The organism is Nesterenkonia alba DSM 19423, assembly GCF_000421745.1.
Lineage (GTDB): Bacteria > Actinomycetota > Actinomycetes > Actinomycetales > Micrococcaceae > Nesterenkonia > Nesterenkonia alba.
In genome coordinates this window covers 57,453-72,699 of the sequence record NZ_ATXP01000012.1, presented here as the reverse complement: position 1 = coordinate 72,699, position 15,247 = coordinate 57,453, and the positions used below count along the sequence as shown (strand labels likewise).

Sequence of the window (15,247 nt, the reverse complement as noted above, 5' to 3'; positions counted from 1 at the left end):
GCACCCAGGCCATGAGTGCGCCACGTTCTTGTCATCTTGATGAGGACTGAATGCCGAAGCTCTCTGATTCAGCGATCTTGCCGCCTGTGATCGCCCTCCACTAGCGTCGCTCAACAAGGGCTGAACGATCAGTCAGCCTCGCAATCTGCAAGGAGCGTCAGTATGGGGTACCGGTATGGAGGCACTGGCAACACCTGCCCGTCGGAACCCGCCACCAGGCGCATTCTCTGCGCTGCCGTCGACCTCTTCGGTGAGCACGGATTCCAGAACGTGACGCTGAAACAGATCGCTCAGCATGCACGTGTTTCACCGCCGCTGGTGATCCACCACTTCCAGTCAAAATCTGGCCTGCGGAGGGCTTGTGACAGGTACGTGGCTGAGCAGTTCAGGGCCTCAAAGACTGAGTCGGTGCACCTCAAAGGGCCCATGCCGAAGAACTACGCCCTAGAAGCCATCCATTCCAATCGACACCTGCTGAAGTACTTCCTCCAAGCATTCGCAGCGGGCGGTCCGGAGATGGATGAACTGTTCGACCAGCTGGTTGAGGACTCCCTGGAGTACACCGCCGAGGCCGAAGAACTTGGACTGGTCTACCCCAGTGCGAACCCACGCCACCGGGCTGTGGTGATGCTGCTGCAGTCATTCGGAGCGCTCATGCTCCACCGGCAGCTAAAACGCCACTTGGGTGGCAGCCCCTTAGACGGCGAGCCCGAAGGAATGCTCCCGTACATGTCCGCAGTGATGGAGCTGTACACCCAGCCAGTACTCAACGCCGAAATGTACACCGAACTCATGGCGTCCCAGGCGGAGTTCGAACGCCGAATTGGCAACCCCGATCAAGACGATCCCGCCCCAGAACTGAACGCCGATGACACCTTTCCTCGGCACCTGATGAGAAAGAAGAAACTGACCGATGAGTGAAAATACCCCGGTCATCTATGCCGAGGACCTGGTTAAGGAGTTCGGTCCGGTCCGAGCCTTGGACAATCTCAACCTGAACATTGCACCTGGGGAGGTTCACGGGTTCCTGGGCCCGAACGGGGCCGGGAAGTCCACCACCATGCGGGTGCTGCTGGGTCTGCTGCGTCCGGATTCCGGGACTGTCACACTCTTCGGGGGCGATCCCTGGCGTGATGCGGTTCAACTGCACCGCCGCCTGGCTTATGTTCCAGGGGATGTGGAGCTGTGGCCCAACCTCACCGGTGGTGAGGTGATCGACATGTTTCTGCGGCTGCGCGGGAAGTACAACAAATCCCGCCGCGACCAGCTGATCGAGAGCTTTGACCTGGATCCGCGGAAGAAGACCCGGACCTACTCCAAGGGGAACCGGCAGAAGGTGGCCCTGATCTCTGCTCTCGCGGCCGACGTCGACCTCTTACTTCTTGACGAACCCACCGCGGGTCTGGACCCCCTGATGGAGGCGGTGTTCCAGGAAGTCATCCATGAGGCCAAGTCCGAGGGCCGCTCCGTACTGCTCTCCAGCCACATTCTGGCCCAGGTGGAGGCGCTCTCTGACCGGATCTCGATCATCCGCGCCGGGCACATCGTGGAATCAGGAACGCTGTCCGAGCTGCGGCATATGACCCGCACCACCATTGAAGTCGAGACTCAGCGCCCCGCCCAGCCGTTGGCGGGCTTCAGCTTTGTCCACGATTTCCGCACCGAGGGCGAGCGCAGCGTGTTCGAGGTGGACGGCGACCATGTCCAGGAGGTCTTCAACGACCTCGCAGGGCTGGGCGTGCGCTCGATCGTGGCTCATCCGCCCACCCTGGAGCAGCTGCTGATGCGCCACTACGGCGAGGACCTCTCCGCACGCGGAGTCGGCACCGAGACCACCAAGAAGGTGTCCTGAGATGGGTACCGCACCTGTTTCTACTGAGACCCGGCAGGCACCCCGCCCCTCCGCCGGTCAAGCAACCCTGTCCGGCACCGGCACGCTGCTGCGGTTCATGGTCCGCCGTGACCGGATCCGCACCACCGCCTGGGTGCTGGGAGTCGCGGTGGCGGCCTTCTACTTCGCCAATGCGATCCAGCTGATCGCTGAGACCGAGGAGGAGCTGCGGGCGCTGACCACCATGTTCGCCGATCCGGTCGGGCGGATGATGACCGGTCCCGGGTTCGGCATGGAGGATCCCACCCATGCCGCCTTCTTCTCCTCCGGCTATGTGCTCTACCTCTACATCCTGATCGCGCTGATGAGCGTGTTCACGGTGGTGCGCCATACCCGGGTGGAGGAGCAGACCGGCCGGGCGGAGCTGATCCGCGCCAATGTGGTGGGCCGGCACGCTACTCTCACGGCCACCCTGATCCTGACACTGGTGGCCAATCTTCTGGCAGCACTGCTCATGTGGGCCGCTGCTCTGGCGGGCGGGTTCGCCGCCGAGGGCTCTGCCCTCGTGGCTACCGGGGGTCTCGCCGTCGGGCTGTTTTTCTCCGCCGCTGCAGCTGTGAGCTCCCAGCTGAGCGAGTCCTCCCGCGGTGCCTCCGGTATGGCCGGCGGGCTGATTGGACTGGCCTTCCTGATCCGCATGGGCGGGGATGCCGCGGAGATCGGCGGCAGCACCCTCTCCTGGTTCTCCCCGCTGGCCTGGTCCCAGCAGACTGCCCCCTATGTGGAGGACCGTTGGTGGCCCCTGCTGCTGCCAGCCGGTTTCGCCGTGGTACTGCTAGCACTGGGATATTGGCTCTCTACCCAACGCGACGTTGGGGCAAGTCTGCTCCCCACTCGGTTGGGACGGGCGACGGCGCGGCCCCGGCTGGGCACTCCGCTGGGGTTGGCATCACATACCCTCAAGGGCAGCCTGCGGGGCTGGGGGATCGCCCTGCTGCTGACTGGCCTCATGTTCGGCAGCTTCGCCCAGACCATGGTGGATGCCGCCGGTGATCTTCCTGCGGAGATGGCACAGATCTTCGCCGGCGAGGACATGATGCTGGGATACCTGGCCTATATGGCGCTGTTCATGTCTGTGTTCATCGCCGCCGCCGGCGTCAGCGCGCTGCAGCAACTGCGCGGGGAGGAGAACCGAAGCCGGGCTGAGTACGCGATGTCCGCACCGGTGGGCCGCACAACATGGTTGGGGGTGCATCTGACCGTGCTGGTGGCAGGTGTGCTGGTGATTCTGGCCCTGGTGGGTGCCGGGATGGGGGTAGGCGCCATGGCCTCTTTGGAGGAGGATGGCGGCCAGTACTTCGGCGAGCTGTTCCTGGCTGCTGTGATGCAGACTCCCGCGGTGTTGGCTGTGGTGGGCATTGTCACCGCACTGTTCGGCTGGTTCCCCAAGATCGCAGGTGCTGTGGGCTGGGTGTTCGTGGGCTTCGGCGGGGTGATGTCCACTTTCGGACAGCTTCTGGACTTGCCAGACGCCATCCTGAGCCTCAACCTCTTTGGGCACCTCGCGGAGTACCCAGTGGAGGATATCGCCTGGACTCCTGTGCTGGTACTGACCGGGATCGGCGTTGTCGGCGTCCTCCTCGGACTGCTTGGCTGGAAGCGCCGGGAGATCAACAGAGTCTGACCAGCAGAGACTTCAAGAGTGGCAAGGCCGCGGAGACTCAGACAGACTGCCAAGAACGATCCTCAGGGGCGCAGGGTGAACTCGAAGATCACATCGAAGGACTCATTCGGGATGAGGTCTCGCCCATCTGGCTTCAGGATGGTGCACAGGCGCGTGGCCTGCCCCCGTGTCATAGGGAAACCACGAGCGTTTGCGTGCTCAATGTCATCCAAGCTATCGCCGGAAGCAAAAAGTTCGCCAGTTGTAGACACGGGAAGATTATTTACATTAGTGTTGCTGTCACAACCGGAACCAAGTTGAGTTTCTCTAACATATATTTCAAACGATATGTTATTGGATATATCATTATTTTCTGAACCATGGACATGAATCTCATCTACCATGAGATATGCTGACTGGATGTCAGGGTGACTTTCGGCAGATAGCCGGGCACTCACATTGATGGCCACTTGTTGGCCGTGTCTCAAGTCATCGATTGGCCCCATTGACCTGGTATTTTCAATCGTGGCAAGCAGTGGAGTTTCAAGAGTTGTATTGGTCCGATACCCCGTCCCAATACCGATTTCTAACACCCCGCCGGTTTCAAAGTCTCCTGTTGTGACTCCCACCCCGAGATGCTCTTCATCCGTCCAGGAGGCGAGAGTGGCAACACCGCCAACCCCTAAGACCAGGCCGGCGCCGAGAACGGCCAAGAGCCGCTGCCGACGAGTGCGCCTTTTAGCCTCTTGATAGTCGTTCTGGATGGCGTCAGTCACTCGTTACCCTCCGCCCGCACTCGAACCACGATATCCAGTTCATCATTGGGCACAAGATCTGACCCAGCCATCAAGCGGAGACAAACTCGGTGATTATTCCCCGTTCTGGTGACTTCCCAGCCAGTATCATCCACATGATTTATTTCATCCAAGGAGTCCCCGTACGCCACGAGCGTGCCAATAGTTGCTGGCGGATTATTTGCTTGGGCTAAGGATGAGCAGCCCCCATTGCCATTGGCAGCTCGTAAATACACTTCCCAGGCAATATTCTCAACATTAGGTCCTTGGACTGGACCACCATCTAACCCCACAAGCCCGTCGACATGGAGATTCGCTGACTCTACGTACCCTGCGCTGACAGGGTCAATACGAACAAAACCGAAAATCACAGCATTATCCCCCGGCCCCATATCACGGTGGAGATCCGACGTGTCCCAGGCATACATATGCACGTAGTCTTCTGCATTTGTGCCGGTCATCCATCCGTCATTGGGGGGAATGCTTCCGCTGGCGTTGACTTGAATTCCGCCTCCCATGATGAAGTCACCGGTCTGGACACTCATACCGACGAACTGGTGAGCACTCCACTCGGCGAGGGTGCTTGCCGCTCCTAAGCCGAGGACGAGACCGGCGGCGAGGGCTGCGCCGATCCGTTGACGACGAATGCGGGTACGGCGCGGCGAGACCGCGGGGGCATCATCTTCAGCGGAGGAACGACGTCGCCAGCGAAGGGAAGGAAGTTTCACTCGGCAATTCCCCCTCCCCCAACTGAACCGGACTCACTCTCTTGCTGCATGGAGGTGTCATCGGCGGACGTGTCAGGCTCTGCCACCTCGAAATCGCCCGTGGTGACCGAGACACCGAGGTACTCCTGAGTCGTCCATGAGGCCACCACATAGGCACCACCCAAGCCGACGACTAGACCAGCCGCGAGGAGGGCACGGATGCGGGCCTGCGACGTCGTCGTACGCTTAGTCACCGATAACCCCGCTGAAGACGACGTTCATCTCGATCTCATCGTTCGGAACCAGACCGGGGGCGGCTTCAAACCGGATACAAATCCGGCGCACTTCACCCGCTGGAACCTCCAGGCCATCAGGAGTCTCCCGCTCGATGCTGCCGAGACGTTCGCCACCTGCCAGGAGCTCTGTCTGCGAACCGTGTTGGCTCATATTGCCCGCGCAGCCTAAGTTGCGGTTGCTATACGTCGCTGGATCTACGTAGACCTCGTAGGAAATATGCTCGGCATTCGGGGTCTCCACCTGAATGTCATCGAGGTCCAGCCGCCAGGACTCCGCACTGGCCGGGCTCAAGGGATCCAGCCGCACCCAGGCCCGAGCCATGGCCGTGTCATAAGGTTCCATGCCCTCGCTCTCGCCGAGCATCACCATCGGCAGAGGACCGTCATCACTGGAGGAGCGCCAGCCACCGTCATGTACATCTGAGATCTGCAAAGCGCCCTCAGTGAGGAAATTGCCCGACACGACCTCTGCCTCCGTATAGGTGGTCTCGGTCCAGGCTGCCAGGCTCAGGGCAGCGCCCAAGCCCAGCACTCCCCCGGCTGCGACCCCCGCCCGGACACGCCGCCACCGGGCAGACCTCCGCGAGGTACCCCCTCCCATCAGCGGTTTCTCCTTCACGACGCCGTCGGAGCCCCCGTCGCGTGCCGTGGGAGGTAGTCATCCTCCGCCTCGGGATCCTCCGGTTCCTGCGGTGCCGAACCCTCCTCGGCACTCTCCCCAGCGGCGTCGTCGTCCTCGTCATCCTCTTCCACCACCGGACCGCGAGGCCAAAACGCCCAGCCGACCACCAAGGACATCACCAGGGTGGCCACAGCCAGAACCCGCGAGTCAGAGAAGAACGCGACACCGGTGGCGATCCCAGGAATGGAGAACAGAACCGTGCGGACAGTCTCCACCGTGTAGGGGTGAGGATCCTCGGTCTCATTGGCGTCGCCCTGCATGGTGATGACCCGCTCCTGGGAGCTGGGGCCTTCCTCCACGGAGGTGACACGGTGGGTGACCGGCAGGGCACCCTCACGGTCCACGGTGACGACGTCGCCGGCCTCGATGTCCTCCGCGGGAATTTCTTGGACGATGGCGATATCCCCCGGCTCCAGGGTAGGGACCATGGATCCGGTGCGGAACATGATGATGCTGATATCGAACAGCCAGGCCAGCGGCACCAGAATGATGCACACCGCACCGCCTGCTGCCGCGATGGACAGCAGCAGGTCAGCGAACTTGCGCCCGAATGCTCTCACGTGTGCCCTTTCACGCCCCCGATAGGCCTGGGTCAGCTTTCTTCGCCGCCGCCACCGTTGCCGTTGTCTCCGTTGTCATCACCGTCTCCGGTGGCGTCTGCGGTCAGACCCCAGGTGATAGTGGTGGACTCGCCAGGCTGGAAGCCGTCTTCACCGGCAGCAGAGCCGGAGGTGACAACCACGCACAGCTCCACCGGGTCACCGGGTTCGTTGACGTCGAGATTGGGAGTCAGGGTGGCGGGGCTGCCCTGGGTGAGTGCCGAGGACTCGAGGGTGTCACCGCTGGCGACGAGGTCCCCACTGGGGCTGGAGGCGCTACAGTTGCCGTCGGCGTAGATTTCGTAGGAGAGGTGCTCGATGTTGCCACCGGATGACTCGATGTCGGAGACGCTGAGTTCGGCCTCATCGATGGTATCGGCGGTCAGACGCACCCAGTAGGACGCGGCGACGGAGGTGTCCGGCATCAGACCGTCCTCGTCCACGTCGAACTGCAGCCCAGCCGGGGCATCCTCCGGGTTCTGGGTGTAGGTCTCCTCTTCACTGTCCACCGAGCCCTCGATCTGGCCGGCCAGGGCGAACTGGGCGGAGTCGAACTCCGCCTGGGCGAACTCCTGGTCCACCCAGGTGGCGAGGGTAATTGCTCCGCCGATACCGACGATAGCGCCGGCAGCGAGCAGTGCCCGCCGTTTCCGTCGCTTCGCCTCCGCTGGAGTCATTGGCTGATCGCTCATTTTTTCCTCTCTGCTTTGAGCAAAATATCATTCAGGACCGACAGCGAATGTCAAAGTGAGGTCCAGTTCATCATTAGGGAGAAGGCCGGGGCCCGGCATGAGGGTGACGCAGATGCGATGCACATTTGAACCTCTTGGAATAATCATCCCCTCCTCATCTGAAACATCATGGAGGCTTTCACCCTCAGTTATCAGGGTTCCTGTATTAGCATTGACAGTACCTCTATCTCCGTTGCATCCTGACCACTGGGTTGCATCAAAAGCCGTCTGTGCATGATGCACCTGATATGCAAGGTGTTCAGCATTGGGGCTGTCGACTTCAATGTCCACCAACCGGAGACGCACTGCCTGAATGTTCGCAGCACTGGAGGGATCAACTCTCACCCACGTACGAAGCTGGGCATTATCAGGCCCCTCTGGTTGCAAAGCGCGTAAATTCGGTGTATCCACAGAGAAGGTATCGCTAGATCCAGAATGCCATTCACCATTCCGGCGATTATCGAAATTTACAATAGTGCTGTATTCCACAGATCCTCCTACGAGGAAGTCAGCTGTGGTCACAGTAGCCCCGAGGTATGACTCATGAGTCCAGCTCGCCAGAGTATTCACAGCCCCAAGTCCAAACATGAGACCGCCTGCGATGACAGCCTGGACTTTCCGTTTACTACGTCGAGACAAACCACTCCAGCGCACCCGCGGCTTGCGCACTTCAGCTGCCTTCCGGCGTGACCGGCGCGTCTGGGGCTGCTGGGGATTCTCATCACTCACTCGGCATCCCCACTGGACTCAGACTCCTGAACCTCGAAATCCGCCGTCGTAATCGTCGCACCCACATACGACTCACGGGCCCACGTAGCCGCAGTGAACGTGGCACCGCAGCCCAGCATCAGCCCACCAGCGAGCACCGCAAGGGCACGCTGGTGAAGACGGTGGCGGCGGGAGGCGGTGAGGTGGGGCAGCACGGGAGCCTCATCGAAATGCGAGTACAGGGCGAGGTGCACGCGAGTGACGCTGACAGGTACGTGCACCTCTACATCTATCAGTGCTGAGTACTCAATTTCAAGCTGGCGTTAAGGTGTCTTTAGGGGAAAATCCATGTTAGTGTACGCACAGGCTGTGTTAAGTCGACCAGGAGTCTGTGCACAGGCGGGCATCCATAGTCGGGGGAAGATGCGGCCTGAATTTCAGCACGCCCAGTCACTGAATCACTCACTTTCATAGGGGAGACACATGTCTGAGACTCAGACACTTGCGACACCTGACCAGCAAACTCAGCCCGAACAGCCGAACAATCGGCGCCGTAAGGTCCAGGCCGGTGTAGCTGTAGCCTCCGTGCTCGGCCTCGGTGCTATCGCGACCCTCGCCGCCTGGCAGGGTGACCAGTTCGCCGAGGGTTGGTTCGGCACCGGATCCTTCGAGATCGAATCCAGCCCCACCAGCGCTACCGACGGCTACCAGAACCACGGTGAGGACGACGACGGCAACACCAACAACGCCGAGCTGACGTTCGAGGCCGACGCCATGGTCCCCGGTGACGTGGTCTACGCACCACTGTGGATCCGCGCCGCCGATGGCAGCAGCCTGCCCGGCATCATCAGCGACTACGAGGTGGAGCGAGCCGATGGCGATAACGTCGACAACCTCACCGTAGCCCTGCACAGCATCGACTCCAGCGACACCTGCGGTGCCGGTGCAATCGATGACGACAACCTGTCTGCCGAGGGTACTAACCTGGGCACTATCAGTAACCCCTCCAGCCCTATCGAAGTCCCGGTCGGCGACGGCGGCCCCGGTGCCCCTGTTCAGCTCTGCTTCGCGGTAACCGCCGGCGAAGACCTGGTCCCCACCGGTAGCGACCAGGAAGATGCCACCACCGCCACCTGGGAGATCACCGTCGCCATGGACGACAGTGACGATGACGACAACGGTGACAACGGTGACGGTGGCAACGGCGGCGGTGGAGGCGGCGGCAACTAAGTCCGTCCCACCCTTTCGCAACACCTGCCCTTCGCTTCGCCCAGGAGTTCCCCATGAGCGCTCGACGCCTCCGGGGACTCCTGGGCGAAACTCTTCTCTGGTTCTTCACCCTCCTGGGGCTCCTCTCAGTGGGCGCGGCGGCAATCGCCTACTGGCTGAAGATCAGCATCATCATGTTCCAGACCGGCTCCATGATCCCCACCATCAACCCCGGGGACATCGCCGTGGTCCAAGAGATCCCCGCCACTGAGGTGGAAGTCGGCGACATCCTTACCGTGGACCGGCCGGGTGAACTACCCGTCACCCACCGGGTCATCGACATCGCCGAAGGCGACAGTCCCGACGAACGCATCATCCGCATGCAAGGCGACGGCAACGACACCGAAGACCCCCACCCCTACACCATCACCGAGGCACGAGTCGCACTATTCTCCGTGCCGCACCTCGCCCGACCCATCAACCAGCTCAACAACCCCTACGTCATCGCCAGCATCACCCTGGTAGTGGCCGCATTAACATGGTGGGCCTTCTGGCCGCGGAAACCCCGGAACGAGCGGCGCCCAGCACCTCAAGCACCCCCACCGGATGACTCCCGTAAAACGAGACGACGACGCCGAAGACTCACCCAAGCCGGCGTCGTCGTACTCCTCACCGGGATCCTCTGGAACACGCACTCCCCCAGCGCGCAGGCCGCCCTGCCCGGGGACCCCCAGCCCGAGATCGAACTGACCTCCCTCTACGACCCGGAGCAGGCCCTGGCCATGACACCGCAGCGCGGAGCGCGCTGGGACCTGGGCGTGGCAGTCACCGATCTCCCCTCCCCCGGGACCGTGAACCTCGGCATCAGCGTCCACGGCGAACTGCCCCTGCTGCTAACCATCCACAGCTGCACTGCACCATGGGAGAGCGAACTCTCCGAGATGAGCCTGACCACTCACACCTGCCCCGGCGAAGCAGAACTGCATGTTGAACATCTCGCAACCGCCGAGGGGATCACCGAGCAGGAACTGACGAGTTTTCCCGCCGGGGAGGAACGCTGGCTGCGGATGCTCGCCTGGCTACCACCCGGGGCGGGCAACGAGGGTGAGGCCTCACTGTCCTCCGTGATGGTGCACGTGCAGGCTGGCCCCCGCCAAGCGACAGTCTCCCCCGGGCAATCCTCACCCGAGCTTGAAACGCTGCCGCCGGAGACTGAACAACCCGGACATCAGGGGACTGAGGGTGGGGAGCAGGAATCGTATGAGCTCTATGGACCGTACGAGCCCTCCCCACCGCAGGAGAGTCAGCTGGACAGCCAACTCGCCCGCACCGGGATCTCCGTGCTGTTCTTCCTCCTCGCGGCCGTCAGCTCCATCCTGGTCGGCAAATACCTACATCACCGCGCGGGGAGTGACGCCTCCAGCCACGCCTGAGGGACGCATCGGGGTCTCCTTCTTATGCACTATCCCTGGCTGAAGACTGGGTCGAGATAGGAAGCGACAAGCGCGACCTGATCATCAAGATTCTCCTCACATATGGCTTCGAGTCCCTCTTTGCGGCGCCACGCGGCCCACTTTCTTTGGGCAATCGCTCCGTAACCGACTAAACGCGGACCAACTGGCTCAAGGCGAACACCCCGATAAGCAGCTACAGCACGCGCAGATCGTAACAGCTCAGCTTCCTCCACCCCTTGTCGGGCAAGCTGGACAATATCAACATAATCGCGCCACCTTGTACTCGTCGTACCACGTTCAAGAATGGTGACACCCTTTTCTGCGATGGTGGTCTCAACGGCATAACCTAGCAGCTCAATAGGCTCACCAAGCACTCGTTCAATCCGAATAGGCCGGGGAGCGGGAATGATCGGATCTCCGGTCGAAACATCCCACGCTGCAGTACCCGACCACGGCCCAATATTGGCCTTCACTCGGACTCTGAACCCCGGATATTCCGCGTGCTCACGGATTTCTTGGATGCTCGTTGTGTCTGTATCGAGCAGAACACCGTCTTCCGTCTCAACGGCTCCAATATCATGCACTACACCTGCCAAATTCTCGGCAGTTACTGAAGTACTGATTGCGTTGACATCAGCGTCCTTCGTGGGCCGCCGCACCCCATAGGCGGCAAGCAGAATCCCACCTTTGAGGACAAAATCATCCCCATGGGGTGTCCTCGTGAGCCGATCAAGAAAAGACTCCAATAAGTGCCGGATCAGGTATTCCTGCGTTGGCGCGGGTACTCCGGTCTTATCCGCCGTTGAACGGGCAGCAGACTGTATGCGCTTGTAGATTTCCACTCCGCTTGTCATGACAGTAGCTCCAGCGCTCGCAGTACCGGGGTTTTAGCCCGTGGAACTCGAGTAGCAATCTCCATGAGATGGGCAGGCTTACCTCCTCGACGCAACCACTCCTTCAAGGTATCCCGGGCCAATTCATACCCCAGCTCTCCACGCAACCTAAAAGCGTCGACGATTGAGCGTTCCGGCGAATAAAGACCAATCGTCAACTCACTGCCTGGAATAGAGATTTCTTCGCGCCCGATGTCGAATGTCGAACGGTCAAACGAGTGCCACGTGATAGCTGAGTCAGTCGCAGGAATGCGAACACCTCGCGGGATCGCGACATTGAGCGCATCCGGGATCACGTCAGTAAGGTCATAATAAGCCAGGGCAGAAGTAAGGCAGATCGTCGCCTCCGGCCGGCGCGTCGAGGCCTCTACCCATTCCCAGTCAGTCGCTGCAGCATCAGAAGGCAGATAGATCCCGCGCGCAATCCGCTCAAACCGTCCCTCCTGGGCAGCGCGATAAAGTGCACTGCGTGAAAGACCCTCGCGACCAGCGATTCCCGGAGTCAGCGCGGACATACTTCTCACCTTCTGCCCCTGAAACACAATGTACGCAGATAACTCTACCTGTCAACGCTTTGTTTCAATAGAGGAAGCCGATCCCTCTATATTCCCTCGTTCCTTATGGCCCATCTCACCGCGCGGGGAGGGACGCCTCCACGTGAGTACCGTTGTCCAGCCCGCGAAGCTTCCGGCGGATCTCCCGGCGTGAGCGCAACCCCAGTTTGGCCAACGCATTACTCACGTGGAAGTCCACTGTCCGCACCGAGACATTGAGCTCCTCGGCGATCTCCTTGTTCGTATTGCCGTCGGCAACAAGTAAGGCAACCTGGCGCTCACGGGCCGAAAGCTTCTCCATGGGACTGGGGCCGGCGTCGTCGTCCTCATTCCGCGGCGGAGGGAAAGCCGGTGTGGGGTGCTGAGGCTCCGCCGACTGCCCCTGCGAGTTCCCATTGGGTGCATGAGCACTCGGGGCATGCCCCATGTGCAGCCGCGGCCGCAAAGCAGAGAGTTCCTCCAGCGCGAACTGCATCAACCCCTGAGCATTCACACTACGGAACACCGAAGCCGTCCACTCCAGCCCCTCGATCGCCGTGGCCCGGTGCCGGCGCAACTCCTCCGGAAACGCAATGAGAAGCGCCGCCATATCCAAGAAATTGAACGCCTTGTGCATCCGGTAGCCACCCGACTCTGAGGTCTGCATCCCCGAACGCAACGGCGGCTGAGCATCCAACCACTCATACACCCTCAGAAAGTGGCCCATAGCCTTCACCGGGTCATAGGCCTGCCAGGCTTGGAACGCCTCCATATAGCTAGTCACCGCGTACTGGAACTCATCCCGAGCCGGGCAATCGCCCGAGGTCACCGCACGGTACAGCGGCTGGATCGCCGAACCCCAGCCCGCATAGTGCGCCGCCCGGACCAGCAGCAGCATGGGGTCAATACCGATGTTCCACCAGCCACCGGAGGTATCCCGCATCTTCAACAGGTGCTGCACGGTGAGCTCATGGTCAGCCTCAATCACCGCCCGCCAGGCGTGCAAATACTCCAACGACGCCGCCAAAATCGGTCCAGTACTAGAGCGCGCCTCCTCCAGCTCCTCAATCAGCGGCTGGACCTGCTCGTAATCCCCGCGGCACAGCGGCACCATCGCCCACGTGGCGTAGGCGATCAACGCAGAAGCATCCTCCCGGGCCGCCAGTGCACGGCCTGCAGCGTAGGCAGCGACATCCTCCGCCTCCTGCCAGAACCCAGCCGTAAAGAGCACATGAGCCAGCTGCGCCTGCGCGTAGATGAGGAACTGGCTACCCTGAGCGGTCTCCGTGGCCTTAGTGAGATCCTCATACGCGCGGACCGGGTCACTGATCTGACGGAACCGAGTCCCCCGGCCAGCCCGCAACCCCACCTGGAACATCTCAGTGATCGGCACCTGCTCCAAACGCTTCAACTCCAGGGAGATGTCATCCACCGCCCGGCGCATCATCTGCGGATCCCGGTGCTCCAACACCTGCCACAGCTCAATCACCGCCCGCAGACCGGCCGCATGGGCCCGCTCCCACTCCAGACCCTCCACCGGCAGAGGGTCATCCTCACTATAGGAGGCGATCCTGTGCCGGAGATTCTCCTCCATGGCTGAGAGCATCATCAAGGTGTGCATCTTCACCTGGGCGGCACGGCCAATAATCCCCTGGATCCCCAGCTGGGCCGAAAGGTTCGCCACCGCGTGAGCGAAGACCAGCGCACCCTGGGCGGTGACATCAAAGCGGGGTTGACGTTCGACGGCGGCGATCGCCTCACTGAGATCGTTTTCCTCCAACGCCAGTAAAGCCAAACCACCCTGGCGCAACGGACCCGGCTCCAGTCGGCGCAACGCCGCCCCGAACGGCGGCAAACAGTCCATGTGTCCCAACGGCACGCCAATGTGCAGGATGTCCTCTAATGCTTTAGCATCCGGACGCAGCTGCGCCACCCGAAGAAACCACTGGAACGCATCCTCAAGGTCGCCACGCATCAGCGCCTTCTCCGCCTGCTCCCGCAGCCGAGTGATGAGACAGTCGATATCCTCACTCTGCGCAGAGGCGCGGACTGCCGCCACCTGGTGGCGCAGGGAGCGGACCTCGTCCAGCACCTCAGAGAGCCGCCAGTGGACCTCCGCGTAGTTCTGCGAACTCGTCCGATCCAGCAATGCCCGGGCAATCACGTGGTTGCGGGTGGTGTAGCCAAACCGGGTCTCATCCCACACCGCGAGCCCGGTCTCCAGCAGATCGCTGAACTCCACGGTCGCCTCCCCGAGAGCTTCGTCGATCTCCCGCTTGGAGAGCGACTCTGAGGAGCACTCCGCGGAGGCGGCAAGCAGTTCCAAGGCGCGGATCGTCGTCGGGGACGCTGGAGCGAGCACCTCATCCAAGGCCCGGTGGATCCGCTGAGAGGCCCGGCCCGACCCCAGGATCCGCAACGAATCAGCCAACCGGCGTCGCCCGATGGGGACCGAAGCCAAGTGTTCACCGACTTCGTGAATGAGCAACGGGTAGCCGGCGGTGTGCTCGTGAACCGTCTCCGCCACCTCTGTGCTGATGGGCGTGTTGATGTAGTGGCCCAGCAGCTCCCGTGTCTCCACGGGGGTGAGCGGATCCAGGCCGATGTAGGCCGCCTGCGGGCTGTTGCGCGCAAACCCAGCCAGCTGGGTGACCGCCGGGCAGGGGCTGGGCCGGCCGGTGAAGACCACCAACAGCGGAAGACCCCGGATCAGGGAGAGCACCCGAATCACCGCCTGGGCGGATTCAGCATCCAAACGTTGGGCATTGGCCACGGTGAGGATGCTGGGTTCGGTGATGCGCTGGCTGGCCCGCTCCACCGCCAGGGCGACCAGATCGTCTGTGCTGTAAGAGCTGAGATCCTCCCCCGGCCGCTGCAGGAAGCGGCGCAGTGCGGCACCAGGTGAGGCGCCGGCGTCGCGGTCAAGAACTACGGAGTATTCACGGCGGTCCGTATACGGATGTAAGGCCTTCAGAACCGTGGTGGTCTTACCGACGCCGGCGAAACCTTCTACGTAGAGAAAGTGGGGGCGACCAGGAGTGGAGAGGTCGGCGGCTCGGCGAATCTGCGAGATTTCCTTCTCACGTCCGACGACAGGCCGCACAGACCACACAATATGACTCCTATAACAATATCTGGGGGGAGATC

Annotated in this window: 16 protein-coding genes and 1 pseudogene; 6 read left to right on the top strand and 11 right to left on the bottom strand. The window is 61.6% G+C overall.

What is annotated here, in order from left to right:
- Nucleotides 1-162 precede the first annotated feature (162 nt).
- From H578_RS16760 to H578_RS0109560, 4 genes and pseudogenes are all read left to right on the top strand, one after another.
- A pseudogene (locus H578_RS16760) lies at nucleotides 163-351 on the top strand (TetR/AcrR family transcriptional regulator); the annotation flags it as partial.
- A gap of 57 nt (nucleotides 352-408) precedes the next feature.
- A complete protein-coding gene (locus tag H578_RS14570) occupies nucleotides 409-921 on the top strand; it encodes a hypothetical protein (RefSeq protein WP_245554964.1) in 513 nt (170 codons plus the stop codon).
- A complete protein-coding gene (locus H578_RS14565) occupies nucleotides 914-1,852 on the top strand; it encodes an ABC transporter ATP-binding protein (RefSeq protein ID WP_022873464.1) in 939 nt (312 codons plus the stop codon). Before H578_RS14570 ends, H578_RS14565 begins: the two co-directional genes overlap by 8 nt.
- A gap of 1 nt (nucleotide 1,853) precedes the next feature.
- Nucleotides 1,854-3,515 carry an ABC transporter permease gene (locus H578_RS0109560; RefSeq protein WP_022873463.1) on the top strand — a complete coding sequence of 554 codons (1,662 nt, stop codon included), beginning with the start codon at nucleotides 1,854-1,856 and terminating at the stop codon, nucleotides 3,513-3,515.
- A gap of 62 nt (nucleotides 3,516-3,577) precedes the next feature.
- Here H578_RS0109560 and H578_RS15975 read toward each other — a convergent pair whose 3' ends face one another.
- The 8 genes from H578_RS15975 to H578_RS0109530 form a co-directional block, all read right to left on the bottom strand.
- A complete protein-coding gene (locus H578_RS15975) occupies nucleotides 3,578-4,270 on the bottom strand; it encodes a SipW-dependent-type signal peptide-containing protein (protein ID WP_084710154.1) in 693 nt (230 codons plus the stop codon).
- Entirely contained in the window at nucleotides 4,267-5,016 is a 750-nt protein-coding gene (locus H578_RS16230) for a hypothetical protein (RefSeq protein ID WP_156837288.1), read from the bottom strand. The genes H578_RS15975 and H578_RS16230 overlap by 4 nt, the downstream gene beginning before the upstream one ends.
- The gene (locus tag H578_RS0109550) at nucleotides 5,013-5,249 is read right to left on the bottom strand and encodes a hypothetical protein (protein WP_022873461.1); all 237 of its coding nucleotides are present in this window, start codon (nucleotides 5,247-5,249) and stop codon (nucleotides 5,013-5,015) included. Before H578_RS0109550 ends, H578_RS16230 begins: the two co-directional genes overlap by 4 nt.
- Nucleotides 5,242-5,892: a hypothetical protein gene (locus H578_RS0109545; RefSeq protein WP_022873460.1), complete on the bottom strand. Its 651-nt coding sequence runs from the start codon at nucleotides 5,890-5,892 to the stop codon at nucleotides 5,242-5,244. The genes H578_RS0109550 and H578_RS0109545 overlap by 8 nt, the downstream gene beginning before the upstream one ends.
- Before the next feature lie 14 nt (nucleotides 5,893-5,906).
- Nucleotides 5,907-6,533: a signal peptidase I gene (locus H578_RS14560; RefSeq protein WP_022873459.1), complete on the bottom strand. Its 627-nt coding sequence runs from the start codon at nucleotides 6,531-6,533 to the stop codon at nucleotides 5,907-5,909.
- A gap of 32 nt (nucleotides 6,534-6,565) precedes the next feature.
- Complete coding sequence (locus H578_RS0109535; RefSeq protein WP_156837287.1) at nucleotides 6,566-7,264, bottom strand: hypothetical protein; 699 nt, start codon at nucleotides 7,262-7,264, stop codon at nucleotides 6,566-6,568.
- A gap of 27 nt (nucleotides 7,265-7,291) precedes the next feature.
- Nucleotides 7,292-7,792, bottom strand: coding sequence for a hypothetical protein (locus H578_RS16225; protein ID WP_156837286.1), 501 nt, complete (start codon nucleotides 7,790-7,792; stop codon nucleotides 7,292-7,294).
- A gap of 236 nt (nucleotides 7,793-8,028) precedes the next feature.
- Nucleotides 8,029-8,265, bottom strand: coding sequence for a hypothetical protein (locus H578_RS0109530; protein ID WP_022873457.1), 237 nt, complete (start codon nucleotides 8,263-8,265; stop codon nucleotides 8,029-8,031).
- 229 nt (nucleotides 8,266-8,494) lie between these two features.
- On the opposite strand from H578_RS0109530, the gene H578_RS15705 reads away from it, so the two are divergent.
- Entirely contained in the window at nucleotides 8,495-9,241 is a 747-nt protein-coding gene (locus H578_RS15705) for a hypothetical protein (protein ID WP_022873456.1), read from the top strand.
- 53 nt (nucleotides 9,242-9,294) lie between these two features.
- Complete coding sequence (locus tag H578_RS15700) at nucleotides 9,295-10,653, top strand: signal peptidase I (RefSeq protein ID WP_022873455.1); 1,359 nt, start codon at nucleotides 9,295-9,297, stop codon at nucleotides 10,651-10,653.
- 29 nt (nucleotides 10,654-10,682) lie between these two features.
- Here H578_RS15700 and H578_RS14545 read toward each other — a convergent pair whose 3' ends face one another.
- The 3 genes from H578_RS14545 to H578_RS16220 all read right to left on the bottom strand — a co-directional run bounded on the left by H578_RS14545 (nucleotide 10,683) and on the right by H578_RS16220 (nucleotide 15,203).
- Entirely contained in the window at nucleotides 10,683-11,528 is an 846-nt protein-coding gene (locus H578_RS14545; protein WP_022873454.1) for a nucleotidyl transferase AbiEii/AbiGii toxin family protein, read from the bottom strand.
- Nucleotides 11,525-12,082, bottom strand: a complete 558-nt coding sequence (locus H578_RS15970; RefSeq protein ID WP_084710150.1) for a type IV toxin-antitoxin system AbiEi family antitoxin domain-containing protein — start codon at nucleotides 12,080-12,082, stop codon at nucleotides 11,525-11,527. Before H578_RS15970 ends, H578_RS14545 begins: the two co-directional genes overlap by 4 nt.
- A 115-nt stretch (nucleotides 12,083-12,197) precedes the next feature.
- On the bottom strand, nucleotides 12,198-15,203 hold the full coding sequence (locus H578_RS16220) for a helix-turn-helix transcriptional regulator (RefSeq protein ID WP_028464136.1): 3,006 nt from the start codon (nucleotides 15,201-15,203) through the stop codon (nucleotides 12,198-12,200).
- Between the last annotated feature and the right edge of the window lie 44 nt (nucleotides 15,204-15,247).

What these genes read in the sequence shown, in the direction of transcription:
- H578_RS14565 (WP_022873464.1), top strand. Translation starts at nt 914, where the DNA reads ATGAGTGAAAATACCCCGGTCATCTATGCCGAGGACCTGGTTAAGGAG.
- H578_RS15705 (WP_022873456.1), top strand. Translation starts at nt 8,495, where the DNA reads ATGTCTGAGACTCAGACACTTGCGACACCTGACCAGCAAACTCAGCCC.
- H578_RS14545 (WP_022873454.1), bottom strand. Translation starts at nt 11,528, where the DNA reads ATGACAAGCGGAGTGGAAATCTACAAGCGCATACAGTCTGCTGCCCGT.
- H578_RS0109545 (WP_022873460.1), bottom strand. Translation starts at nt 5,892, where the DNA reads ATGGGAGGGGGTACCTCGCGGAGGTCTGCCCGGTGGCGGCGTGTCCGG.
- H578_RS0109560 (WP_022873463.1), top strand. Translation starts at nt 1,854, where the DNA reads ATGGGTACCGCACCTGTTTCTACTGAGACCCGGCAGGCACCCCGCCCC.
- H578_RS0109535 (WP_156837287.1), bottom strand. Translation starts at nt 7,264, where the DNA reads ATGAGCGATCAGCCAATGACTCCAGCGGAGGCGAAGCGACGGAAACGG.
- H578_RS15970 (WP_084710150.1), bottom strand. Translation starts at nt 12,082, where the DNA reads ATGTCCGCGCTGACTCCGGGAATCGCTGGTCGCGAGGGTCTTTCACGC.
- H578_RS15700 (WP_022873455.1), top strand. Translation starts at nt 9,295, where the DNA reads ATGAGCGCTCGACGCCTCCGGGGACTCCTGGGCGAAACTCTTCTCTGG.